Genomic DNA, 23,809 nt, shown 5'->3' on the forward strand with positions numbered 1-23,809 from the left:
GACCAGAAAGTCGCCTTCGCCACTGGTGTTCCTCCATATCTCTACGCATTTCACCGCTACACATGGAATTCCACTTTCCTCTTCTGCACTCAAGTCTCCCAGTTTCCAATGACCCTCCACGGTTGAGCCGTGGGCTTTCACATCAGACTTAAGAAACCACCTGCGCGCGCTTTACGCCCAATAATTCCGGATAACGCTTGCCACCTACGTATTACCGCGGCTGCTGGCACGTAGTTAGCCGTGGCTTTCTGGTTAGGTACCGTCAAGGTGCCAGCTTATTCAACTAGCACTTGTTCTTCCCTAACAACAGAGTTTTACGACCCGAAAGCCTTCATCACTCACGCGGCGTTGCTCCGTCAGACTTTCGTCCATTGCGGAAGATTCCCTACTGCTGCCTCCCGTAGGAGTCTGGGCCGTGTCTCAGTCCCAGTGTGGCCGATCACCCTCTCAGGTCGGCTACGCATCGTTGCCTTGGTGAGCCGTTACCTCACCAACTAGCTAATGCGACGCGGGTCCATCCATAAGTGACAGCCGAAGCCGCCTTTCAATTCCGAACCATGCGGTTCAAAATGTTATCCGGTATTAGCCCCGGTTTCCCGGAGTTATCCCAGTCTTATGGGCAGGTTACCCACGTGTTACTCACCCGTCCGCCGCTAACTTCATAAGAGCAAGCTCTTAATCCATTCGCTCGACTTGCATGTATTAGGCACGCCGCCAGCGTTCATCCTGAGCCAGGATCAAACTCTCCAATAAAGTTAGTTTGTCTAGCATCTAAAATAAAAATTGACGTTTCACGTTGTTTGTTTCGTTTAGTTTTCAAAGTTCAACATCGCGTTTCAGCGACTTTTATAATATATCACAGTATATCATTTTCGTCAACAAGTTTTTTTCGATAACTTGTATCTATCATTTGCTGACTCTGCCTATTATATAGACTTTCTCTTCCCTATGCAAGTATTATTATAAAAAAATAAAGAGAGGAGATATCTCCCCTCTTATTCTTCTGAAGAAACCTCTTCGCTCGTTTCTTCCTCATCATCTTTTTGTGCTTTTGCTACTGTCGCTACCTCTTGCTCATCCTCTAATCGAATTAGACGAACACCTTGTGTATTACGTCCCATTTGAGAGATTTGATCAACCGGCATACGAATAATAACACCCGCTGCTGTAATTAACATGATATCTTCTTCACCTGTTACAGATTTAACAGCTACTAATTTACCGTTTTTATCTGTAATATTACAAGTCTTCAGACCTTTACCACCACGGCTTTGTAGACGGTATTCATCAATTGGCGTACGTTTTCCATAACCATTTTTCGTTACAATTAAAACATTTACATCCTCTTCGACAATTTCCATACCTACAACTTGATCTTCTTCACCTAATGTAATTGCTTTTACACCAGCCGCATTACGTCCCATAGAACGCACATCTTGCTCGTTAAAACGAATTAGCATACCATTACTTGTTCCTACAATAATATCCTTATCACCAGATGTTAAACGTACAGATATTACTTCATCCTCTTCACGAAGAGAGATTGCAATCAAACCATTTGTACGTATATTCGCAAATGATGAAAGTGGCGTTCTCTTAGAGATACCTTGTTTTGTTGTGAAGAATAAGAACTCATCGTCACCAAATTCGCGAATTGGAATAATCGCGTTAATCCATTCACCCTTATCTACACCTAATAGGTTAATAATAGGTATACCTTTCGCTGTACGACTATACTCTGGGATTTCATATCCTTTCGTACGGTATACTTTCCCCTTATTAGTGAAGAATAGAATATGATCATGCGTAGAAGTAGTTAATAAATGCTCTACGAAATCATCATCATTTGTTCCCATTCCTTGCACACCACGTCCGCCACGGTTCTGTGTTTTGTACGTAGAAGCTGGTAACCTCTTAATATAACCATTATGAGTTAACGTAATAGCGATGTTTTGTTCTGGAATCAAGTCTTCATCTTCAATAGACTCCATACCACCAATTGTAATTTCCGTGCGTCTCTTATCATTGAAGCGCTCTTTTACTTCCGTTAATTCTTCACGAATAATCTCAAGAACCTTTTCTTCATCCGCTAAGATCGCTTTTAATTCAGCGATTAACTTCATTAAATCTTGATATTCTTGTTCAATTTTTTCGCGTTCTAATCCTGTTAAACGTTGTAAACGCATATCTAAAATAGCTTGCGCTTGTTTTTCACTTAAGCCGAAACGCTCCATTAAACCTTGCTTTGCAATTTCCGCTGTTTTCGAACTACGAATTAATGTAATAACTTCATCCAGGTGGTCTAAGGCAATTCGTAACCCTTCTAAAATATGAGCACGCGCTTCTGCTTTTTCTAGTTCATAAGCAGTACGTCTACGAATTACTACTTTTTGATGTTCCAAGTAATGATATAAATTTTGTTTTAAGTTCAGTACTTGCGGCTCTCCATTTACAAGAGACAGCATGTTAATACCAAAGCTTGTTTGAAGTGCTGTATGTTTATATAAGTTATTTAATAATACATTAGCATTGGCATCACGACGTACTTCCATAACAATACGCATACCATTTCGATCTGATTCATCACGTAAATCTGTAATACCTTCAATTTTCTTATCGCGAACTAATTCTGCAATTTTTTCAATTAATCGCGCCTTATTCACTTGATAAGGTAGTTCCGTTACGATAATAGATTGTTTGCCATTTGACTTCTCTTCAATTTCAACTTTAGCACGAAGTATAATAGAACCGCGTCCTGTTTCATACGCTCTACGAATACCACTTCTTCCTAAAATTAAACCTGCCGTCGGGAAATCTGGTCCTGGAATGCACTCCATTAATTCTGCAATAGTAATATCAGGATTATGACTTAATGCCAATACTCCATCAATTACTTCGCCAAGTTGATGCGGCGGAATATTCGTTGCCATACCAACTGCAATACCTGTCGTACCATTTACTAGTAAGTTAGGAAAACGCGCTGGTAATACAATCGGCTCTCTTTCAGAACCATCATAGTTATCTTGATAATCAATCGTATTTTTTGAAATATCACGAATTAATTCCATAGAAATCTTAGACATTCTTGCTTCTGTATAACGCATCGCTGCCGCTGAATCTCCATCGACAGATCCAAAGTTACCATGCCCATCAACAAGCATATAACGTTGACTGAAATCTTGCGCCATACGTACCATCGTTTCATAAACAGCTGAATCACCATGAGGGTGATACTTACCGATTACTTCACCAACAATACGAGCTGATTTCTTATACGCTTTATCAGCCGTAATTCCTAAATCATTCATCGCATATAGAACCCTACGATGCACAGGTTTTAATCCATCACGAACATCTGGTAATGCACGAGATACGATAACACTCATTGCGTAATCTAAAAATGAGGTACGCATTTCATGGCTAATATTAATTTCTCGAATTCGTGCTTGTTGTTGATTGTCTGACATCAACGAGCACCTCCTCTTACATTTCCGTTACACATACATTGATTTATATGTAGAAGACAGGAATACTCAGATTCCTGTCATTACTCATTTAAATATCAAGGTTTTTCACGTATTTTGCATTTTCTTGGATAAAGTTACGGCGTGGCTCTACTTTATCCCCCATTAAAATTTCAAATGTTTCATCTGCTTCAATTGCATCTTGAAGGGAAACTTGAAGTAATGAACGTACTTCTGGGTCCATTGTCGTTTCCCAAAGCTGAGTTGGGTTCATTTCTCCTAAACCTTTGTAACGTTGGATACCAGGTTTCGGTTGAGCTGGTAATTCAGCTAAAATCTTTTCAAGCTCTTTCTCATTATAAGCATATTGAATTTTTTTACCTTGTTGTACTTTAAACAACGGTGGCTGTGCAATATAGATATAACCATGTTCAATAATTTGACGCATATAACGATAGAAGAACGTTAATAATAGGGTACGAATATGCGCACCATCTACGTCGGCATCTGTCATAATAATAACTTTATGATAACGAGCTTTTTCAATATCAAAATCTCCGCCAATGTTCGTACCAATTGCAGTAATAATTGTACGCACTTCATCGTTAGATAAAATTTTATCTAATCTTGCTTTTTCAACGTTAATAATTTTACCTTTTAGCGGTAAAATCGCTTGGAAGTGACGGTCACGACCTTGCTTTGCTGATCCTCCGGCAGAGTCACCCTCTACAATGTAAATTTCACTAATTGCTGGATCTTTCGAAGAACAATCTGCTAATTTACCAGGTAAACTTGAAACTTCTAATGCGCTCTTGCGACGTGTCAATTCACGCGCTTTTTTCGCTGCAACACGTGCACGTGCTGCCATTGTACCTTTTTCTACGATTTTTCGTGCAACATTCGGGTTTTCTAGTAAGAACTTTTCAAATGCCTCTGAAAACACAGACTCTGTAATCGTTCTCGCTTCACTATTCCCAAGTTTCGTCTTCGTTTGTCCTTCAAATTGTGGGTTTGGATGTTTAATTGATACAATTGCAGTTAAACCTTCACGAACATCCTCACCCGTTAAGTTACTGTCTGCATCTTTTAAAATACTATTTTTACGTCCATAATCGTTAATCACGCGAGTTAAAGCTGTTTTAAACCCAACTTCATGTGTTCCACCTTCATACGTATGAATGTTATTCGTAAATGAGTAAATATTATTTGTATATCCTTCGTTATACTGTAAGGAAACCTCAACTTGAATACCATCTTTTGATCCTTCTACATATACAGGTTCTTCATGGATTGGTTGTTTTGAGCGATTCAAATGCTCAACGTATGATTTAATTCCACCTTCATAATGGAATTCTTTCTTTTGCTTATGTTCACGTTTATCTTCAATCGTCAATTTAATATTACGATTTAAAAATGCTAATTCACGCATACGAGTTGCTAGCGTATCAAATTCGTATACTGTTGTTTCCTGAAAAATTTCTGGATCTGGTTTAAATCGAGTTATCGTTCCTGTTTGATCTGTGTCACCAATGACTTTTAAATCCGCAACCGGAATACCTCTTTCGTATTTTTGATAATGGATTTTACCTTCACGATGTACAAACACCTCTAGTTCTGTTGATAGGGCATTTACTACAGATGCCCCAACACCATGCAGACCACCAGAAACTTTATAACCGCCGCCGCCAAACTTACCACCGGCATGAAGAACGGTCATAATAACTTCTACAGCAGGACGTCCCATTTTTTCTTGTATACCAACTGGAATACCACGTCCATTATCCGTTACACGAATACTATTATCTTCTTCGATACTAACGTTAATTTCATCACAGTACCCTGCAAGTGCCTCATCAATACTATTATCGACGATTTCCCATACAAGATGGTGAAGTCCTTTTCCGCTTGTAGATCCAATATACATACCAGGGCGTTTTCGAACTGCTTCTAGTCCTTCAAGTACCTGTATTTGACTTTCATCATATGAATTTTCTTGCATTTGCTTTTGTTCCATTGACACAAAGATCACCTACTTTTCCATTTAAACAGGGATTATGCCCTATCTATTTCACAATCTACCGTGCCGTTCGTTACATGAATTGTTTTCGCTTCTTTTAATGTTTCGTGTTCAATTCCGTCGACACTCGTCGTTGTCACAAATGTTTGCACTTTTCCTTGAATTGTATTTAACAGATGCGATTGACGATAATCATCTAATTCTGATAATACATCATCCAATAGAAGAATCGGATATTCCTTAACTTCTGAGTAAATCAATTCAATTTCAGCTAATTTTAGGGACAGTGCGGTCGTTCGTTGTTGTCCTTGCGAACCAAAGACTTGAACATTTTTACTATTAACGAAGAATTGTAAATCATCACGATGAGGACCAATTAAAGTCGTACCACGGAAAATTTCACGTTGTTTCACGGATTGAAAACTTTCATAGTATACTTCTTTTATTTTCGACAAATCCATTGATTCTGATACATCTACGCTCGGTTTATAGACAATTTCTAATTCTTCTAGCCCACGGCTTATACCACGATGAATTGGAGCTGCCCATTCTTGTAGTAAATGCAAAAATTCAAAGCGTTTTTGCAAAATTTTTGTACCATGCTCAATAAGTTGAAGTGTAAATACATCCAACATCGTTTCCTCATTCTTACTATTCCCTTGCATCTTTTTCAGCAAGTGATTTCGTTGTGTGAGCACCTTTTGATATTGACTCAATTCATACAAATAGACCGGAGCTATTTGGCCTAATTCCATATCTAAAAAGCGTCTTCTTACTTGAGGGCTTCCTTTTACAAGATTTAAATCTTCTGGGGCAAACATGACAACATTCATCACGCCAATATATTGACTCAATTTTTGTTGTTCAAGTTGATTTAATTTTGCCTTTTTACCTTTTTTCGAGATATTTAATTCCAAAGACAAAGAACTATTTCTCTTTTGTAGCTTTCCTTTAATTTGACCGAAATCTTCATCCCAACGGATAAGCTCGCGATCATTAGAAGTTCTATGAGATTTCGCCATCGCTAAAACATAAATAGCTTCCATCAAATTCGTTTTCCCTTGCGCATTCTCGCCGATAATTACATTTACCTTATCTTCAAAGGAAAGCTCTAAATTTTCATAATTGCGATAGTTTTTTAATTGTATTTCTGAAATAAACAAGGGGCTCCCCCTTTATGACTGAACTTGGAAACTTCCGCTTCCTGGAATTTCAATAATATCGTTCGCATATAGTTTGCGACCTCTTCTATTTTCAAGTTCTTGATTCACGTACACTTCATATTCTTGTAAAAACCATTTTACAGCGCCACCTGTATCAATTACATCGGCTAACTTTAAAAATTGTCCTAGTGTAATATACTCTGTTGAAATTTTAATACGTTTCATAAAATCGCTCACTTTCTGAAAGTGTTCATTCTTTCATTGTACTAAATAAACTAGCATTAGGAAAGTAATACCCAAAAATCAAATAAGGGCTACTAGCATCTGAAAACTAGCAACCCTTATTTCTTACTTAGTAAGTACGAACCGGTAAAATTAATTGAATAATGGATTCATCATTTACTGTACGAATTAAGAATGGTCTCATTGCTCCAGTAAAGCTAATCTTAATTTCAGTACTATCTAATGCTTTTAGTGCATCCATCATATATTTTGCACTAAAAGATATTTTTAACTCTTCCCCATCTACTTTTTCACATTGAACTTCTTCTACTACTTTTCCGATTTCTGGTGAATTCGAAGAAATTTCTAGCATTGCCTGCTCTAAAGTTGATAATTTCACAACATTATTACGACCATCTCTTGCTAACAGAGATGCACGATCAATTGCTTGTAAAAATTCTTTTGTATTTACAAAAATATCTGTTTTACTCTCCGCTGGAATTAAGCGAGTTGTATCAGGATAATTTCCTTCTAACAATCTTGAGAAGAATAATAAATGTTTTGTACGGAATAATACTTGATACTCCGTAATAACGATATCTACCATTTCTTCAGACTCATCTAGAATTTTGCTTAATTCATTTAAGCTTTTCCCCGGAATAACAACATTTGCTTGGAATTCATCTGCAATGCCTTCAATTTTTGCTTTTCGAAGAGCTAACCTGTGACTATCTGTAGCAATGCAAGTTAGTTCGCTGTTATATACCTTCCAGTTTACACCTGTCAAGATCGGTCTTGTTTCAGAAGTGGAAACTGCAAATACAGTTTGTCTGATCATATGTTTAAGTAAATCCGTCGGAATCTTAAAAACATGATGTTCTTCAATTTGTGGTAACAACGGATATTCTGCAGAATCTAAACCATTTAAATTAAACTCTGATTTCCCAGAAGTTATTTTTGTCATTAAATGATTTTCTACAGAAATTTCTACAGTTTCTTTAGGTAATTTTTTTACAATTTCACTAAAATATTTCGCCTGTAAAACAATACTTCCTGATTGTTTCACTTCTACGATTTCTTTTCCATCCTCTTCAACTGGGATAAAAGATTCAATCGAAATATCAGCATCGCTTCCTGTTAACGTAACGCCTTCTTCCGTAGCTACAACTTTAATTCCTGTAAGGATTGGAATTGTTGTACGAGAAGAAACAGCCTTCATTACATCTTGTACACTTCTTACAAGATAGTCTTTTTGTATTGTAAAACGCATAAAGAAAAACCTCCGGTAAGTATAAGATTTTATTTAATTAATAAAGATAAAAAATAGTAGTAATAGTAATAGGGCTTGTGGATATGTGGATAACTCCGTTGAGAGATGTAAAAACAGTCTATCTACATGTGGATAGACTGTGCGTAAAACAAGGAAAGTTATTCACACTATTCAGCTACTACTTTAAAATATCGTTAATTTCTTCAACTTGCTTTTGTAATTGCGTGTCCGTCTTAAGTAGCTTAGAAATTTTTTCATGAGCATGGATAACGGTTGTATGATCGCGTCCACCGAATTCTTCACCTATTTTAGGTAAGGAGGAGTCTGTCAGTTCACGTGATAAATACATTGCAATTTGGCGAGGGAAGGCAACTGATTTCGTTCGCTTTTTCGCCTTGAAATCTTCCAATTTTACTTGATAAACATCTCCGACAGCTTTTTGAATATCATAAATGGAGATAATTTTTGGTTTAGAATTTGGAATAATATCTTTAAGTGCTTCAGCTGCTAAATCAGCATTAATATCTTTATTAATTAAAGATGAATAAGCTACAACTCGGATGAGTGCACCTTCTAGTTCACGAATATTTGAATCGATTTGATTTGCAATATAAAGCATGACCTCATTTGGTATATCAAGTCCTTCAGCCTTTGCCTTTTTGCGCAAAATTGCAATTCGTGTTTCTAAATCTGGTGGCGTAATATCCGTAATGAGTCCCCATTCAAAGCGAGAACGAAGACGATCTTCTAAAGTTGGAATTTCTTTTGGTGGCCGATCACTGGAAATTACAATTTGTTTACTTTCTTCGTGTAATGCATTGAATGTATGGAAAAACTCTTCTTGAGTTTGTTCTTTTCCCGCTAAAAATTGAATATCATCTATCAATAAAACATCCACATTACGGTATTTATTACGAAAATCGACTGCTTTATTATCACGAATAGAATTAATAAATTCATTTGTAAATTTTTCTGATGATAAATATACAACTTTGGCATTTGGGTTATGTTCAATTACATAATGGCCAATTGCATGCATTAAATGGGTCTTTCCAAGTCCAACTCCCCCATAAATAAAGAGGGGATTATATGCTTTAGCTGGCGCTTCGGCTACGGCCAATGAAGCAGCGTGAGCAAAACGGTTACCAGAGCCAATAACAAACGTATCAAACGTATATTTTGGATTTAGCATACTCTGTGGTAAATGATTAGAATCATCTTGTGCTGAATTCGGTTTAGAAGGAGGAAGATCGATCTCCTCTTCAGCTTGACTTTGGGGAATAATAAAGCGAATAGCTAGTTTTGCCCCTGTTAAATCATAAAGTGTTTCCGAAATTAGCTCTGAATAATGAGATTCTAGCCAATCGCGGGCGAATTCATTTGGAGCCGTAATTGTTAATACATCTTTTTTTAAATTATGTGCGGTCGTTGATTTTAACCATGTTTCATAACTTGGTTTACTGACCTTTTTTTCTAGTTCTTTTAAGGCGCTGTTCCATAAATCAGAGATGTTTTCCAAAGGTGTCCCTCCTTTACTAAGATGGTAAAAGAATAAGGTTGCGCAACAAATGTACAACCTAAATAAATATAAAATGTATATTTATACGAAACGTATTTTAAAACCTAAAAACGTCGTTTGTATATGAGATAGGGTTTTCGACAAAAAAAGCGAATGTGGATAATCATTTACCCACATGTGATTAAAACTGTCCACATGTTATACACAAATTGTGGATAAGATAAAGATGTGGAAAACTTATTCAAAGTGAAAACACAACTATAATATCAAAAAAAAGTAGCTATAGCAATGAAATTAAGAAAGTTATCCACAAAATCAATACCTTGTGGAATAAACTTGTCCACAACACGATATACTGTGTAAAAGTACGAAAAGAGTTTGTGGATATAAAAAACAAGAAAAAATATTTATCCACAAGGAAATATAGCGTCTGTGAAAAAGTATGTGAATAGGTTCAAAATGAATATTTGATGAAAATTTCTAGAACCATTGACATTTTCCTAGTTGATTAACTATAATTTATAAGACTGTCTTTAACAGATATTCCTCAGGGAGGTGTCATATAATGAAAAGAACTTACCAACCAAATAAACGTAAGCGCAGCAAAGTACATGGTTTCCGCAGCCGTATGAGCACAGCGAACGGACGTAAAGTGCTAGCAGCTCGTCGTCGTAAAGGAAGAAAAGTATTATCTGCGTAGACCACTGATCGTTCAGTGGTCTTTTTTTCTAATAATAGTGAATTTCCGCTGATGAACTACAGGAGTGTCAATTGATATGAAGAAAAAACATCGTATAAAAAAGAATGATGAATTCCAGACGGTTTTTCAAAAAGGAAAATCGAATGCGAATCGTCAATTTGTTGTCTATCAACTAGATAAAGAAGAGCAGCCAAACTTTCGTATTGGCCTTTCTGTCAGCAAGAAAATAGGAAATGCAGTAGTGCGTAACCGAATTAAACGTATGATTCGCCAGTCGATCACAGAATTAAAAGATGAGATAGATTCTGGAAAAGATTTTGTTATAATAGCAAGGAAGCCTTGTGCAGAGATGACATATGAAGAAGTAAAGAAAAGCTTAATTCATGTCTTTAAACGCTCTGGTATGAAAAGAATAAAAAAGTAGCGTAAGGAAATGAATTACACTATATACATACCGATACAAGGAGGAGTAGGCTTTGAAAAAGAAATTAGGTTTACTAGCCATGGTTGTTGTATTAATGGCGATTACTGCTGGCTGTAGTGAAGTAAATCAGCCAATTACACCAAAAAGCACTGGAATTTGGAATGAATACTTCGTATACCCGCTTTCTCAGTTAATTACGTATTTTGCCAACTTATTTGGTAGTAATTATGGTTTAGCAATCGTTGTTACGACTCTTATTATTCGTTTTGCATTATTACCATTAATGATTAAACAAACGAAGAGTACGAAAGCAATGCAAGCGTTACAACCAGAAATGGTGAAGTTAAAAGAGAAATATAGCTCTAAAGATCAAGCAACGCAGCAAAAACTACAACAAGAAATGATGCAGTTATATCAAAAAAATGGTGTAAATCCATTAGCAGGATGTTTACCAATCTTTGTTCAGATGCCTATTTTATTCGCGTTTTACCATGCGATTATGAGAACATCAGAAATTAGTAAGCATACATTCTTATGGTTCGACTTAGGACAGGCAGATCCGTACTATATCTTACCGGTTGTTGCGGCAATTACGACATTTATTCAGCAAAAACTTGCAATGGCAGGAACTGCTGGTCAAAATCCGCAAATGGCAATGATGATTTGGTTAATGCCAATCATGATTTTAATCTTTGCAATTAACTTCCCAGCTGCATTATCGCTTTACTGGGTTGTTGGTAATATCTTTGGTATCGCTCAAATGTACTTGATCAAAGGGCCGGAAATTAAGGCTAGTAAGGCAGGAGGATCAAGCAAGTGAGTATAATTACTGCTAAAGGACAAACAGTCGAGCTGGCAGTACAGGATGCTTTAAGACAACTAAATGTTTCAAAAGACCGAGTAGATATAAATATTATCGATGAGGGTAAGAGAGGGTTCTTAGGTTTATTTGGGAACCGACCTGCAGTAGTAGAAGTTGTATTGAAGAAAGATCCAATTCAAGAATGTGAAGAGTATTTAAAAAATGTTATTCACGATATGGGTGTGGAAGCTGAGATTAGTAAAATTGTAAAAGGACGCGAAGTTGAATTTACAATTCATGGCAAAAATGTAGGTGTTTTGATTGGAAAAAGAGGGAACACCTTAAATTCTTTACAGTATTTAACAAAACTTGTGGCGAATCGTAATACAAAGCAGTACATTGGTATCACATTAGATGCTGAAAATTATCGTAGTAAAAGAAAAGCTACGTTAGAAGCACTTTCTTATCGATTAGCAAAACAAGTAGTAAGTACGAAAAAAAGAGTTGTATTGGAGCCTATGCCATCTTTTGAACGAAAGATTATCCACCAAGCATTATCTAATCATCAAAATATCATTACAACTTCTGAAGGAAAAGAACCACATCGACATGTTGTAATATCTTCCAAGTGACCGGTTACTCAATTGAGTGCCGGTTTTTTTGAGGGGAAAATAGGTGTGGATAACTAAAAAACACTAAACTTATCCACTGTGAATAAGTTTAGTGTTTTTTACATGAGGACATAATAAAATGAGTTATTATTCTTTTGTAGATAGGTTCGTTATGGTATTCTAATAATTTAGTGAAGAAAATAATCATGTTGAAATAGAGATAAATAAGCAAGTGAGGTGAAAGGACATGGAATTTGATACAATTGCCGCGATTTCCACAGCGCTTGGAGAGGGTGCAATTGCCATTGTTCGAGTAAGTGGGGATGATGCGATTGAAAAAGTTAATCGTATTTTTAAAGGGAAGGATTTAACAGAGGTTCCTTCTCACACAATTCATTATGGTCATATTGTTGATTTAGATACAAATCAGGTTATTGAAGAAGTAATGGTGTCTATTATGCGTGCACCAAGGACTTTTACACGTGAAAATATAGTAGAAATTAACTGTCATGGTGGACTTGTTTCAGTAAATAAAGTATTGCAGCTTATTTTAGCGCAAGGAGTACGATTAGCGGAACCTGGTGAATTTACAAAACGTGCTTTTTTAAATGGCCGTATTGATTTATCACAAGCAGAAGCTGTTATGGACTTAATCCGTGCAAAAACAGATCGTGCAATGAACGTAGCGATTAATCAAATGGAAGGACGATTATCTAAATTAATCGGTCGTCTGCGTCAGGATATATTAGAAACGTTAGCTCATGTTGAGGTAAACATAGATTACCCGGAATATGATGACGTGGAAGAAATGACACATAATATTTTAATTGAGAAAGCTACACATGTTCGTGCTGAAATTGCAAAAATATTAGAAACATCGAAGCAAGGAAAGATTTTACGTGAAGGTATTGCTACTGCAATCATCGGTAGACCTAATGTTGGGAAATCATCGCTATTAAATAGTCTCGTTCAGGAGAAAAAGGCAATTGTAACTGATATTGCAGGAACAACTCGTGATGTTATTGAAGAGTACGTTAATGTGCGTGGTGTACCACTTAAACTTATAGATACAGCTGGAATTCGTGAAACAGAAGATGTTGTTGAACGAATTGGTGTAGAGCGTTCAAAAGAAATGATGAGTCAAGCTGATTTAGTGCTAGTTGTCGTTAATTATAGCGAAGCTTTAACAAATGAGGATGAAGATCTATTCCGTGCCGTACAAGGAAAAGATTTCATTGTTATTGTAAATAAGACAGATTTACCGCAAGCAATCGATGTGGAACGTGTTATAGAATTGGCAGCGGGGAATCGTGTTATTACAACGTCGTTAATTGAGGAACAAGGAATAGATGAGCTTGAAACGGCAATCGCTGATTTATTCTTTGAAGGAACAATTGATTCTGCAGATGTAACATATGTTTCTAATGCGAGACATATTGGATTATTAACACAAGCAGGAAAAACAATTGGAGATGCAATTGAGGCGATAGAAAATGGTGTTCCAATTGATATGGTGCAAATTGATTTAACAAGAACGTGGGAAATACTTGGTGAAATTACTGGTGACACTGTTCATGAAAGCCTAATTGACCAGTTGTTCTCTCAATTTTGTTTAGGAAAATAATATAGTGATGTTTCAGAAAGATAGAGATTATTAGGAGGAATAAACAATGGGATACAATGCCGGTTCATACGATGTCATAGTAATCGGTGCAGGTCATGCAGGATGTGAAGCTGGTCTTGCGGCAGCACGAATGGGCTCCAAAACATTAATGTTAACAATTAACTTAGATATGGTAGCGTTTATGCCATGTAACCCTTCTGTTGGTGGACCAGCAAAAGGGATTGTTGTTCGTGAAATTGATGCATTAGGCGGAGAAATGGGACGCAACATTGATAAAACGCATATTCAAATGCGTATGTTAAATACAGGTAAAGGACCAGCTGTACGTGCACTTCGAGCACAAGCAGATAAGTTCTCTTACCAGCATGAATTAAAGAAAACAATTGAAGAAACACCAAACTTAACGTTGTTCCAGGGAATGGTAGAGCGTTTAATCGTTGAAGACGGCGAATGTAAAGGGGTAATTACGCAAGCAGGTGCTGAATATACAGCAAAGACAGTCGTAATTACGACTGGGACGTTTTTACGTGGTGAGATTATTATGGGAGATTTAAAATATTCGAGTGGTCCAAATAATCAACAACCATCTATTACTTTATCGGAACATTTAGAGGAGCTTGGATTTGATCTTGTTAGATTTAAAACAGGTACACCTCCGCGCGTAAATAGTAATACGATCGATTACAGTAAAACAGAAATTCAGCCAGGTGATGATAAACCACGAGCGTTCTCTTTTGAAACGACAAAGTTTATTATGGATCAAATTCCATGTTGGTTAACGTATACAAGTACGGAAACACATCGTTTAATAGATGAAAACCTACATCGCTCAGCTATGTATTCTGGTATGATTAAGGGAACAGGTCCTAGATACTGTCCTTCAATTGAAGACAAGGTAGTAAGGTTTAATGATAAGCCACGTCATCAAATTTTCTTAGAGCCAGAAGGACGTAACACACAAGAAGTGTACGTACAAGGTTTATCCACAAGCTTACCAGAAGACGTACAACGTGATATGCTTAGAACAATTCCTGGTCTAGAAAATGTTGAAATGATGCGTACAGGTTATGCAATTGAATATGATGCAATTGTGCCGACGCAACTATGGCCGACACTTGAAACGAAAAAAATTAAAAATTTATATACAGCAGGACAAATTAACGGAACTTCTGGTTACGAAGAGGCGGCAGGACAAGGGCTTATGGCCGGAATTAATGCGGCATGTCGTTCTTTAGGTAAGAAAGAAGTTATTTTAGGTCGTGAGGATGCTTATATTGGTGTCTTAATTGATGATCTTGTAACGAAAGGGACGAATGAACCATATCGCTTATTAACATCTCGTGCAGAGTATCGTCTATTATTACGCCATGATAATGCGGATCTTCGTTTAACTGAAATTGGTCGTGAAATTGGATTAATTAAAGAAGAACGCTATGAGCGATTTACAAATAAAAAATTACAAATTGAACAGGAAAAGGAACGTTTAAGTAGCATTATTATTAAACCACGTCCTGAAGTTCAAGAATTAATTCGCAATATTGGTGGAAGTGAATTGAAAGATGGAATACGTGCAAGTGACTTATTACGTCGTCCAGAGATGACATATGAGCATATCCATCTTTTAGTACCAAGTGAAGTAGAATTAAGCGATGAAGTTACAGAACAAGTTGAAATTCAGATTAAGTACGAAGGATATATCGAAAAATCTTTACAGCAAGTAGAGCGTATGAAGAAGATGGAAAGCAAAAAAATTCCTGTCGATATTGATTATGATGCGATTTCTAGCCTTGCGTCAGAAGCTAGACAGAAATTGAAAGATGTTCGTCCACTTTCAGTGGGGCAGGCTTCACGTATATCGGGCGTAAATCCAGCAGACATTTCCATTTTACTTGTGTATATTGAACAAGGAAAAATTGCGCGAGTATCGAACCAATAAATAGTAAGGAGATATTGTTAGATGAACATAGAACAATTTCAATCTATGCTAGAAGAGAAGGGTATCACCCTCTCTTCTAGACAGTTAGAGCAGTTCGAAATCTACTTCGAAACATTAGTAGAGTGGAATGAAAAAATGAACTTAACGGCTATTACGGAAAAAGAGGAAGTATATTTAAAACACTTTTTTGATTCCATTACAGCTGCTTTTTATTACGATTTTTCAAAACCATTCTCAATTTGTGATGTTGGCGCAGGAGCTGGATTCCCAAGTATTCCTTTAAAAATCTGTTTCCCGCATTTAAAAGTGACGATTGTAGACTCATTGCAAAAACGTATTAATTTCTTAAATCATTTAGCACAAAAGTTGGAATTGAGTGACGTCGCGTTTTGTCATGATCGTGCTGAGACATTTGGAAAAAAAGAAGGTGTACGTGAAGCGTACGATATTGTAATGGCACGTGCAGTCGCGCGTCTTTCAGTATTAAGTGAGCTATGTTTACCACTTGTAAAAGTTGGGGGAACATTCATTGCAATGAAAGGTGCTGCAGCAAACGAAGAAATTGAAAATGGCAAGTATGCTTTAGAGGTGCTAGGCGGGGATTTAAAAGAAATGTCTACGTTCCAATTACCGTTTGAAGAAAGTGAACGTAATATTTTATTAATCGAGAAAAAGCGCAAGACACCAAAGAAATATCCACGCAAACCGGGAACACCCAATAAATTACCTATTGAAAAATAAATCTTATTAGACGTAAGATTAAATTATATAAATGAAAACGTAAATGTTTCATAGGAAACATTTTATGGAGAATAGTCAATAGGCCTAAAGGTGGTGGAATATGTATGAAAAATACGTTTTCTCGTTTATTTGGCTTTGGAGATAAAGAGAGCGAATTCGAATTACAAGACGAAAGCCATGAAGAAATAGATAAAAAGGTATATGAAGAAATACAAGAAATTCCGATAGTAAATATTACCCCTAACCGTTATCAACCACGAACAGTTTTTGATGATGCGCGTATTGAGGAACTAGCATTAACGATTCGTACACACGGACTTATTCAGCCAATTGTTGTGAGGCAATATGAGGATGATAAGTACGAGATTATTGCTGGAGAAAGGCGTTTCCGTGCAGCAACAAAGTTAGGGTGGGAAAAAGTTCCTGCAATTATAAAAAACTTAAATGATACAGAAACAGCTTCTGTGGCTTTAATTGAAAACTTGCAACGTGAGGAACTAACAGCAATCGAGGAAGCTGTGGCATATCAAAAGCTAATTGAGTTACATAATTTAACGCAAGAAGCATTGGCACAAAGACTCGGAAAAGGACAATCCACAATCGCAAATAAGTTGCGATTGTTAAAGTTGCCTGAAGAAATAAAAAATGCGTTATTAGAAAAAAGTATTACAGAACGCCATGCCCGTGCGCTCATCCCTTTAAAGAATGAGGAATTACAACTAAAGGTTTTACAGGAAATTGTGGAGAAACAACTGAATGTAAAGCAAACAGAGGAACGAATTGCGAAATTACTAGAGGAAGCAAAACCGAAGCGTAAGGCAAAGCAAAAAGCAGTAAGTCGAGATACAAGAATTGCCATGAATACAATTAGGCAGTCATTACAAATGGTTGCTGACAGTGGTTTAAATGTTAATTCTGAGGAAGAAGAGTTTGACGAGTACTATCAAATTACAATTCAAATTCCGAAGAAAAAATAATAATGGCGTGTTAGAGACCTGATCCTATTGGATAGGTCTCTTTTACTATATTTTCTTGTTAGATGAAGAAGGAGTTTAGAAATAAATTTTGAAGTTTAATAAGGACGTAAAAGAAAAACTTTTATTTCATGTTACAATAAACGTAATTGTTACTAGAATAAGATAGAAAGGTTGAAAGTAGGTGACATCATGGGAAAAATCATTGCTATAGCCAATCAAAAGGGTGGCGTTGGAAAAACAACAACATCTGTTAATTTAGGGGCTGGATTGGCACAAGTAGGTAAAAAGGTCCTTCTTGTAGATATTGATGCTCAAGGAAATGCAACGACGGGTGTGGGAATTGAAAAATCCGAATTAGATCAATGTATTTACAATGTTCTTGTGGAAGATGCAGATGTTCAAGGGGTTATACAGAAAACCGCAACTGAAAACTTAGATGTTCTACCCGCTACAATTCAATTAGCAGGTGCTGAAATTGAATTGGTACCGACTATTTCCCGGGAAGTACGTTTGCAAAGGGCATTACAGCCAGTTCGTGATGAATATGATTATATTATTATCGACTGTCCCCCGTCCTTAGGGTTATTAACGATTAATGCATTAACTGCAGCAGATTCTGTTATTATTCCTGTTCAATGCGAATATTACGCACTAGAAGGGTTAAGTCAGCTATTAAATACAGTTCGACTGGTGCAAAAGCACTTAAATAAAAACCTAGCAATTCAAGGCGTATTGCTAACAATGTTAGATGCCCGTACAAATTTAGGGATTCAAGTTATAGATGAAGTGAAAAAATACTTTAGAGATAAAGTATACCGTTCAATTATCCCTCGTAATGTTCGTTTGAGTGAAGCACCAAGTCATGGGAAACCAATTATGCAGTATGACGCTAAATCAAGAGGGGCAGAAGTATATATAGATTTAGCAGAGGAAGTGATTGCAGGTGGCTAAAGGATTAGGAAGAGGAATCAATGTGTTTTTTCCTGATTTAGATGTGAAAGAAGAAGAGACAATTCAGGAGATTACGATAACTGAATTAAGGCCGAATCCATATCAACCACGTAAACACTTTAATAAAGAGGCGATTCAGGAATTATCGGCCTCTATTAAAGAGCACGGCATATTACAACCGTTAATTGCTAGAAAGAGTATTAAAGGATATGAAATTGTTGCAGGTGAAAGAAGATATCGTGCTGCTAAAGAGGCGGGACTCGAAAAAGTACCTGCCGTTGTAAGACAATTAAATGAGCAGCAAATGATGGAGTTTGCATTGCTTGAAAACTTACAACGAGAAGATTTAAATCCAATGGAAGAAGCAATGGCATATCAAATGTTAATGAATGAGCTAAATGTGACGCAAGAACAATTAGCAAAACGTCTTGGTAAGAGTAGACCTTACATTGCAAACTATACGCGGTTATTGAGCCTCCCTTCTTTTGTTCAAGATATGATTGCAAATGGTCAACTTTCAATGGCTCATGGGAGAACCTTGCTTACGATAAAAGATGAAGAACAATTGAAAGCTTTATTGAAACGAATTGAAAAAGAAGGATTAAATGTTCGTCAATTAGAGAAAATTGTTCAGGAGATCAATCAACGCGTTTCACGTGAAACAAAACAAGTGAAAAAAGAAAGAAATATATTTTTCGTAGAACGCGAAACATTCTTAAGAGAAAAGTTTGGCACAGATGTAAAAATTAAAGAAACAAAAAAAGAAAAAGGTAAAATCGAAATTGAATTTTTCAATAAAGAAGATTTAAATCGTATTTTAGAATTATTAGCGCAGAAAAACTAAAAAGCAAACCATCTTATTATTTATAGATGGTTTGCTTTTTTTAATACAGATAATTTTTGGTCTGTTTCTTTTATGCTTTGTGCAATTACATCAGCCATTTTCATAACTAAACTTAATCTTGTATTTTGCAGGACGAAAAATTCCATAAAACCATTTAGATTTACGATGCCATGAATATGTAAATCACCAACTGCCGGTAATTTCTTATTCATCGCAGCTCCAGGTTTACTAGGTCCCATTCCGGTAGTGATGGAACCAATACTTTGAGACTTTCCTAAACAGGCATCAACTGCAATTATAAATGAAGTAGGACTATCTTTCTGTATATTCTGAATTTTTTCCTCTAAGTTTAGCGCATGTACTGGATCATCTAGTGTACCGAACACTTGGAAGTTTGTAATTTCTACTTGTTCTAGTTTCGTACCGACTAACGGACCGAGTGCATCTCCTGTGGAACGATCTGTTCCGATACAAACGAGAATAATTGGTATATGAGTCTTAATAGGGATATGGGAAAGTAAGAAGTTACTAATTATCTCGGAGGCTTCTAAATCTTGGTGCATAACATTTTGAGTTTCTTTTTCGAAAAAAGGTAAGCGAAAACTTCCAATATTCATGAAGCACCCATCCTTTTAATAAATTTTCAAAATATGTTATATGGTGAGTAAAATGGAAAACTATAAGTGCGTACTTGCTGTAAAATTTAAGTGAGAACGGAAATAATAGTACTAGTATATATATATTCGTTCCATTTTATACCTGTATGTAGGTTAACAAATGGAATTAAAGTCATAAAATTTTTTCAGCAATTAGGAGACTTCTGATACAATAAGAAGGATAACTAAAAAGAAATTTTGGCTGGAGAGGTAGAGGTACATGGATTTATTAACGAAGTGGTTTAATGCTACGAAACAGTATTTACTAGATGCTGATCGTTGGGCTCATATTGGAATTGCGACATTAAAAATATGTATCATTTTAACAATTGGTGCAATTGTAGTACGAATTGCAAGAGCGGTTGTACGGAATGCGTTTCGTATGGGAAGTCGTTCGCCAATTCAAATTTCAGAACGTCGTACAGTTACAGTAGCGAAGTTACTTGAAAATATTGTGGCATACGTTGTTATGTTTATTATGTTAATTGCGATTTTGGGTGTGTTTAATATTAATGCATCAGGTTTATTAGCCGGTGCAGGGGTAATTGGTTTGGCAGTCGGATTTGGTGCTCAAAGTTTAGTAAAAGATGTTATTACAGGGTTATTTATCTTGCTAGAAGATCAATTTTCAGTCGGTGACTATGTAAAAATTGGTCAGTTTGAAGGGGTCGTTTTAGAAATTGGACTTCGTACAACAAAAGTAAAAAGCTGGACAGGTGAAATTCATACTTTACCAAACGGAAGTATCATTCAAGTTACGAACTATTCAGTTAGTAATAGTGTAGCATTTGTTGATGTATCTATTTCGTATGAGGCTGACATAGCGAAAGCAGAGCAAGTCATAGAAGACTTATTACAAGAATTACCTGCAAAGTACGAAAAAATGGTAACAACACCTCAATTGTTAGGTGTACAAACATTAGCTGCCTCAGAAGTTATATTACGTGTTATTGCTGAAGTAGAGCCAATGCAACATGCAGTTATTGCAAGAGCACTTCGTAAAGAAATTAAAAATCGTCTAGATTTACATGGTATTGAAATTCCATATCCACGTATGGTTTTATATAATCGTGAAGAATTAGTGAGTGAAAAAGCAATTTAGTATGGAGAGGGGTTTGGAGAATGGAGCAAAAGCAGTATAACTTGTACGATGTTGTGGAAATGAAGAAAGCCCACCCATGTGGGGAGAATCGTTGGAAGATTATTCGTATGGGAATGGATATCCGCATTAAGTGCGAGGGATGTGACCATTCAGTAATGATTCCTCGAAGAGAGTTTGATCGTAAGGTGAAAAAAATACTTGTGAAGCACGAAGAATAGAGAGAAAGTAACAGTTGCAGTGGGTAGCTGTTACTTTTTTTCGTTTGGAGGAAACTTGTCATTTTTTTCGTTACTATCTATAATGATGAAAGATTGAGACATAGGAGTGAAAAATATGGGATTAACGGCTGGGATTGTTGGATTACCTAACGTAGGGAAGTCCACTTTATTTAATGCAATTACACAAGCAGGAGCAGAATCTGCAAACTATCCATTCTGTACAATTGATCCAAACGTAGGAATTGTAGAAGTACCAGATGAGCGTTTAAATAAATTAACGGAATTAGTAGAACCGAAAAAAACTGTTCCGACTGTATTTGAGTTTACTGATATTGCAGGTATCGTAAAAGGTGCTAGTAAAGGTGAAGGTTTAGGAAATAAATTCTTATCTCACATTCGCCAAGTAGATGCAATTTGCCAAGTTGTTCGTTGTTTTGAAGACGAAAATATTACGCACGTTTCAGGGAAAGTAGATCCAATTGATGATATTGAAACAATCAACCTAGAACTAATCTTAGCCGATTTAGAATCAGTTGATAAACGTATCGAACGTGTTGCGAAATTAGCAAGACAAAAGGATAAAGAAGCAGTATATGAACATGAAATTTTAGTACGTTTAAAAGAAGCTTTCGAAGAGGGAAAACCAGCTCGTACGGTTGAATTTACAGAAGAGCAAATGAAGATTGTGAAAGGTCTTCATTTATTGACAACGAAAGAAATGCTATACGTAGCAAACGTAAGCGAGGACGATGTTATCGATCCTTCTGAAAATAAATACGTACAAATGGTAAAAGAATTTGCTGCAAATGAAAATTCTCAAGTAATCGTTGTATGTGCAAAGATCGAATCAGAAATCGCTGAGTTAGACGAAGAAGAGAAAAAGGTCTTCCTTGAAGAACTGGGCATTGAAGAATCTGGTTTAGATCAATTAATTCGTGCTGCATATGATTTATTAGGACTTGCTACTTACTTCACAGCTGGTGTACAAGAAGTACGTGCATGGACATTCAAACAAGGTATGAAAGCACCACAATGTGCTGGTGTAATTCATACAGACTTTGAGCGTGGATTTATTCGTGCAGAAACAGTTTCTTACGAAGACTTAATGACAAACGGTTCTATGACAGCTGCAAAAGAAGCTGGTAAAGTTCGTTTAGAAGGAAAAGAGTATATCGTAAAAGACGGAGATGTTATGCACTTCCGTTTCAACGTTTAATTTAATATTTCCTAGGAAAAATAAAGATATAAGCTTGGCAAATATATTATATGTTTGCCAAGTTTTTTATGTATGGGTGAGTTGATTCATCTAACTTACTATGATATAATCTAAACTCGTGAGTAATTACTATAAATTAATTGCTCCTTGCCCATTATGGGCCGTTTAGACCAAAAGGAGGTGAAAGTGTAATGAGAAAGTACGAAATTATGTACATCATTCGTCCTGGCGTTGAAGAAGAAGCTCAAAAAGCTTTAGTTGAACGTTTCGCAGGTGTTTTAACAAACAATGGTGCAGAAATCATTAACACGAAAGAGTGGGGTAAGCGTCGTTTAGCTTACGAAATCAACGACTTACGTGAAGGTTTCTACATGATCTTAAACGTGAAATCTAACGCAGAAGCGATTAACGAATTCGACCGTTTAGCTAAGATCAACGAAGACATCCTTCGTCATATCGTTGTTAAAGAAGAAGAAAAATAATTGATATATAAGGGAGAGTGGTTCGATTGATGAATCGTGTTATCCTCGTTGGTCGTTTAACTAAGGACCCTGACTTACGTTACACGCCCAATGGTGTTGCAGTAGCTACTTTTACGTTAGCTGTAAATCGCGCATTTGCCAATCAACAAGGTGAGCGTGAAGCTGACTTTATTAATTGTGTAATATGGCGTAAACAAGCAGAAAACGTAGCAAATTATTTGAAAAAAGGTAGCTTAGCAGGCGTAGACGGACGTCTTCAAACTCGTAATTACGAGGGACAAGATGGTAAACGTGTATACGTAACAGAAGTTCTTGCGGAAAGCGTGCAATTTTTAGAGCCGCGTAATGGCGGTGGGGAGCAACGCGGTTCATTTAATCAGCAACCATCAGGAGCTGGTTTCGGTAACCAAGGCTCTAACCCATTTGGTCAATCTAGTAATTCAGGTAACCAAGGTAACTCTGGATTTACGAAGAATGACGATCCATTTTCAAATGTAGGTCAACCAATCGACATTTCCGACGACGATTTACCGTTCTAATACAGTAAATTTGTTAGTTTTAACAAAGAATGGAGGGAAATAGACATGGCAGGACGCAAAGGTGGACGTGCGAAACGTCGTAAGGTGTGTTTCTTCACAGCTAACGGCATCACTCGCATCGATTATAAAGATGTTGATTTATTAAAACGTTTCGTTTCTGAGCGTGGTAAAATTTTACCTCGTCGTGTAACAGGAACAAGCGCAAAATACCAACGCAAACTTACAGTTGCAATTAAACGTGCTCGTCAAATGGCACTTTTACCATATGTTGGTGAATAATAGCGTATGAAATGCACAGTAGAGTCGGACTCTACTGTGCATTTTGCTATGC

23 protein-coding genes and 1 rRNA gene are annotated in these 23,809 nt (G+C 36.5%); 16 read left to right on the top strand and 8 right to left on the bottom strand.

The annotated features are described in order from the left end of the window. From MR079_RS20010 to dnaA, 7 genes are all read right to left on the bottom strand, one after another. A 16S ribosomal RNA gene (locus tag MR079_RS20010) occupies window positions 1–753 on the bottom strand; the annotation flags it as partial. A gap of 242 nt (window positions 754–995) precedes the next feature. Beyond that, entirely contained in the window at window positions 996–3,467 is a 2,472-nt protein-coding gene (gene gyrA, locus MR079_RS20015) for a DNA gyrase subunit A (protein WP_001282851.1), read from the bottom strand. Window positions 3,468–3,555: 88 nt separating this feature from the next. Further along, window positions 3,556–5,478: a DNA topoisomerase (ATP-hydrolyzing) subunit B gene (gene gyrB, locus MR079_RS20020; RefSeq protein WP_000435993.1), complete on the bottom strand. Its 1,923-nt coding sequence runs from the start codon at window positions 5,476–5,478 to the stop codon at window positions 3,556–3,558. A gap of 38 nt (window positions 5,479–5,516) precedes the next feature. Continuing rightward, window positions 5,517–6,644 (bottom strand): DNA replication/repair protein RecF, encoded by a 1,128-nt coding sequence (recF, locus tag MR079_RS20025; RefSeq protein WP_087955268.1) that lies wholly within the window; start codon window positions 6,642–6,644, stop codon window positions 5,517–5,519. Between the two features lie 12 nt (window positions 6,645–6,656). Beyond that, a complete protein-coding gene (yaaA, locus tag MR079_RS20030; RefSeq protein ID WP_000821367.1) occupies window positions 6,657–6,869 on the bottom strand; it encodes a S4 domain-containing protein YaaA in 213 nt (70 codons plus the stop codon). A 127-nt stretch (window positions 6,870–6,996) separates the two neighbouring features. Beyond that, entirely contained in the window at window positions 6,997–8,136 is a 1,140-nt protein-coding gene (gene dnaN / locus MR079_RS20035) for a DNA polymerase III subunit beta (RefSeq protein ID WP_001212891.1), read from the bottom strand. 178 nt (window positions 8,137–8,314) lie between these two features. Beyond that, window positions 8,315–9,655, bottom strand: coding sequence for a chromosomal replication initiator protein DnaA (dnaA, locus tag MR079_RS20040; protein ID WP_000428025.1), 1,341 nt, complete (start codon window positions 9,653–9,655; stop codon window positions 8,315–8,317). A 565-nt stretch (window positions 9,656–10,220) separates the two neighbouring features. On the opposite strand from dnaA, the gene rpmH reads away from it, so the two are divergent. The 10 genes from rpmH (at window position 10,221) to spo0J (ending at window position 19,265) form a co-directional block, all read left to right on the top strand. Then, entirely contained in the window at window positions 10,221–10,355 is a 135-nt protein-coding gene (gene rpmH / locus MR079_RS20045; RefSeq protein ID WP_000831901.1) for a 50S ribosomal protein L34, read from the top strand. 76 nt (window positions 10,356–10,431) lie between these two features. Continuing rightward, the gene (gene rnpA, locus MR079_RS20050) at window positions 10,432–10,779 is read left to right on the top strand and encodes a ribonuclease P protein component (protein WP_029440294.1); all 348 of its coding nucleotides are present in this window, start codon (window positions 10,432–10,434) and stop codon (window positions 10,777–10,779) included. A gap of 52 nt (window positions 10,780–10,831) precedes the next feature. Beyond that, window positions 10,832–11,599, top strand: coding sequence for a YidC family membrane integrase SpoIIIJ (gene spoIIIJ / locus MR079_RS20055; RefSeq protein ID WP_098320360.1), 768 nt, complete (start codon window positions 10,832–10,834; stop codon window positions 11,597–11,599). Continuing rightward, a complete protein-coding gene (gene jag, locus MR079_RS20060; protein ID WP_139868632.1) occupies window positions 11,596–12,213 on the top strand; it encodes an RNA-binding cell elongation regulator Jag/EloR in 618 nt (205 codons plus the stop codon). The genes spoIIIJ and jag overlap by 4 nt, the downstream gene beginning before the upstream one ends. A gap of 226 nt (window positions 12,214–12,439) precedes the next feature. Further along, the gene (gene mnmE / locus MR079_RS20065; protein WP_242294498.1) at window positions 12,440–13,816 is read left to right on the top strand and encodes a tRNA uridine-5-carboxymethylaminomethyl(34) synthesis GTPase MnmE; all 1,377 of its coding nucleotides are present in this window, start codon (window positions 12,440–12,442) and stop codon (window positions 13,814–13,816) included. Between the two features lie 46 nt (window positions 13,817–13,862). Then, window positions 13,863–15,752, top strand: a complete 1,890-nt coding sequence (gene mnmG / locus MR079_RS20070) for a tRNA uridine-5-carboxymethylaminomethyl(34) synthesis enzyme MnmG (protein WP_139868628.1) — start codon at window positions 13,863–13,865, stop codon at window positions 15,750–15,752. A gap of 21 nt (window positions 15,753–15,773) precedes the next feature. Continuing rightward, window positions 15,774–16,493, top strand: coding sequence for a 16S rRNA (guanine(527)-N(7))-methyltransferase RsmG (gene rsmG / locus MR079_RS20075; RefSeq protein WP_001019621.1), 720 nt, complete (start codon window positions 15,774–15,776; stop codon window positions 16,491–16,493). Between the two features lie 104 nt (window positions 16,494–16,597). After that, a complete protein-coding gene (gene noc, locus MR079_RS20080) occupies window positions 16,598–17,470 on the top strand; it encodes a nucleoid occlusion protein (protein WP_000799023.1) in 873 nt (290 codons plus the stop codon). 189 nt (window positions 17,471–17,659) lie between these two features. After that, complete coding sequence (gene soj, locus MR079_RS20085; protein WP_000516114.1) at window positions 17,660–18,421, top strand: sporulation initiation inhibitor protein Soj; 762 nt, start codon at window positions 17,660–17,662, stop codon at window positions 18,419–18,421. Next, window positions 18,414–19,265, top strand: coding sequence for a stage 0 sporulation protein Spo0J (gene spo0J / locus MR079_RS20090; protein ID WP_087955265.1), 852 nt, complete (start codon window positions 18,414–18,416; stop codon window positions 19,263–19,265). Before soj ends, spo0J begins: the two co-directional genes overlap by 8 nt. A gap of 20 nt (window positions 19,266–19,285) precedes the next feature. Here the strand turns inward: spo0J and yyaC are convergent, their stop codons facing one another. After that, on the bottom strand, window positions 19,286–19,882 hold the full coding sequence (yyaC, locus tag MR079_RS20095; protein ID WP_139868624.1) for a spore protease YyaC: 597 nt from the start codon (window positions 19,880–19,882) through the stop codon (window positions 19,286–19,288). 259 nt (window positions 19,883–20,141) lie between these two features. Here yyaC and MR079_RS20100 point away from each other — a divergent pair, with 259 nt between their 5' ends. The 6 genes from MR079_RS20100 to rpsR all read left to right on the top strand — a co-directional run bounded on the left by MR079_RS20100 (window position 20,142) and on the right by rpsR (window position 23,757). Beyond that, entirely contained in the window at window positions 20,142–21,023 is an 882-nt protein-coding gene (locus MR079_RS20100) for a mechanosensitive ion channel family protein (protein ID WP_087955263.1), read from the top strand. Window positions 21,024–21,043: 20 nt separating this feature from the next. Further along, window positions 21,044–21,241, top strand: coding sequence for a DUF951 domain-containing protein (locus tag MR079_RS20105; protein WP_000436051.1), 198 nt, complete (start codon window positions 21,044–21,046; stop codon window positions 21,239–21,241). Window positions 21,242–21,356: 115 nt separating this feature from the next. Further along, window positions 21,357–22,457, top strand: coding sequence for a redox-regulated ATPase YchF (gene ychF / locus MR079_RS20110; protein ID WP_000524669.1), 1,101 nt, complete (start codon window positions 21,357–21,359; stop codon window positions 22,455–22,457). A 191-nt stretch (window positions 22,458–22,648) separates the two neighbouring features. Next, complete coding sequence (gene rpsF / locus MR079_RS20115) at window positions 22,649–22,939, top strand: 30S ribosomal protein S6 (RefSeq protein ID WP_001233778.1); 291 nt, start codon at window positions 22,649–22,651, stop codon at window positions 22,937–22,939. 26 nt (window positions 22,940–22,965) lie between these two features. After that, entirely contained in the window at window positions 22,966–23,478 is a 513-nt protein-coding gene (gene ssb, locus MR079_RS20120) for a single-stranded DNA-binding protein (RefSeq protein WP_000981966.1), read from the top strand. 45 nt (window positions 23,479–23,523) lie between these two features. Beyond that, entirely contained in the window at window positions 23,524–23,757 is a 234-nt protein-coding gene (gene rpsR, locus MR079_RS20125; RefSeq protein WP_000918873.1) for a 30S ribosomal protein S18, read from the top strand. Window positions 23,758–23,809 lie beyond the last annotated feature (52 nt).

Source organism: Bacillus cereus group sp. BfR-BA-01381, from assembly GCF_022663555.1.
Taxonomy (GTDB): Bacteria; Bacillota; Bacilli; order Bacillales; family Bacillaceae_G; genus Bacillus_A; species Bacillus_A pacificus.

Excerpts from the sequence above, each read along its gene's own strand:
- mnmG (WP_139868628.1), top strand. The coding sequence starts at position 13,863 with ATGGGATACAATGCCGGTTCATACGATGTCATAGTAATCGGTGCAGGT.
- rnpA (WP_029440294.1), top strand. The coding sequence starts at position 10,432 with ATGAAGAAAAAACATCGTATAAAAAAGAATGATGAATTCCAGACGGTT.
- MR079_RS20100 (WP_087955263.1), top strand. The coding sequence starts at position 20,142 with ATGGATTTATTAACGAAGTGGTTTAATGCTACGAAACAGTATTTACTA.
- rsmG (WP_001019621.1), top strand. The coding sequence starts at position 15,774 with ATGAACATAGAACAATTTCAATCTATGCTAGAAGAGAAGGGTATCACC.
- mnmE (WP_242294498.1), top strand. The coding sequence starts at position 12,440 with ATGGAATTTGATACAATTGCCGCGATTTCCACAGCGCTTGGAGAGGGT.
- MR079_RS20105 (WP_000436051.1), top strand. The coding sequence starts at position 21,044 with ATGGAGCAAAAGCAGTATAACTTGTACGATGTTGTGGAAATGAAGAAA.
- rpsR (WP_000918873.1), top strand. The coding sequence starts at position 23,524 with ATGGCAGGACGCAAAGGTGGACGTGCGAAACGTCGTAAGGTGTGTTTC.
- noc (WP_000799023.1), top strand. The coding sequence starts at position 16,598 with ATGAAAAATACGTTTTCTCGTTTATTTGGCTTTGGAGATAAAGAGAGC.
- yaaA (WP_000821367.1), bottom strand. The coding sequence starts at position 6,869 with ATGAAACGTATTAAAATTTCAACAGAGTATATTACACTAGGACAATTT.
- rpsF (WP_001233778.1), top strand. The coding sequence starts at position 22,649 with ATGAGAAAGTACGAAATTATGTACATCATTCGTCCTGGCGTTGAAGAA.
- rpmH (WP_000831901.1), top strand. The coding sequence starts at position 10,221 with ATGAAAAGAACTTACCAACCAAATAAACGTAAGCGCAGCAAAGTACAT.
- yyaC (WP_139868624.1), bottom strand. The coding sequence starts at position 19,882 with ATGAATATTGGAAGTTTTCGCTTACCTTTTTTCGAAAAAGAAACTCAA.
- soj (WP_000516114.1), top strand. The coding sequence starts at position 17,660 with ATGGGAAAAATCATTGCTATAGCCAATCAAAAGGGTGGCGTTGGAAAA.
- gyrA (WP_001282851.1), bottom strand. The coding sequence starts at position 3,467 with ATGTCAGACAATCAACAACAAGCACGAATTCGAGAAATTAATATTAGC.
- ychF (WP_000524669.1), top strand. The coding sequence starts at position 21,357 with ATGGGATTAACGGCTGGGATTGTTGGATTACCTAACGTAGGGAAGTCC.
- dnaN (WP_001212891.1), bottom strand. The coding sequence starts at position 8,136 with ATGCGTTTTACAATACAAAAAGACTATCTTGTAAGAAGTGTACAAGAT.
- gyrB (WP_000435993.1), bottom strand. The coding sequence starts at position 5,478 with ATGGAACAAAAGCAAATGCAAGAAAATTCATATGATGAAAGTCAAATA.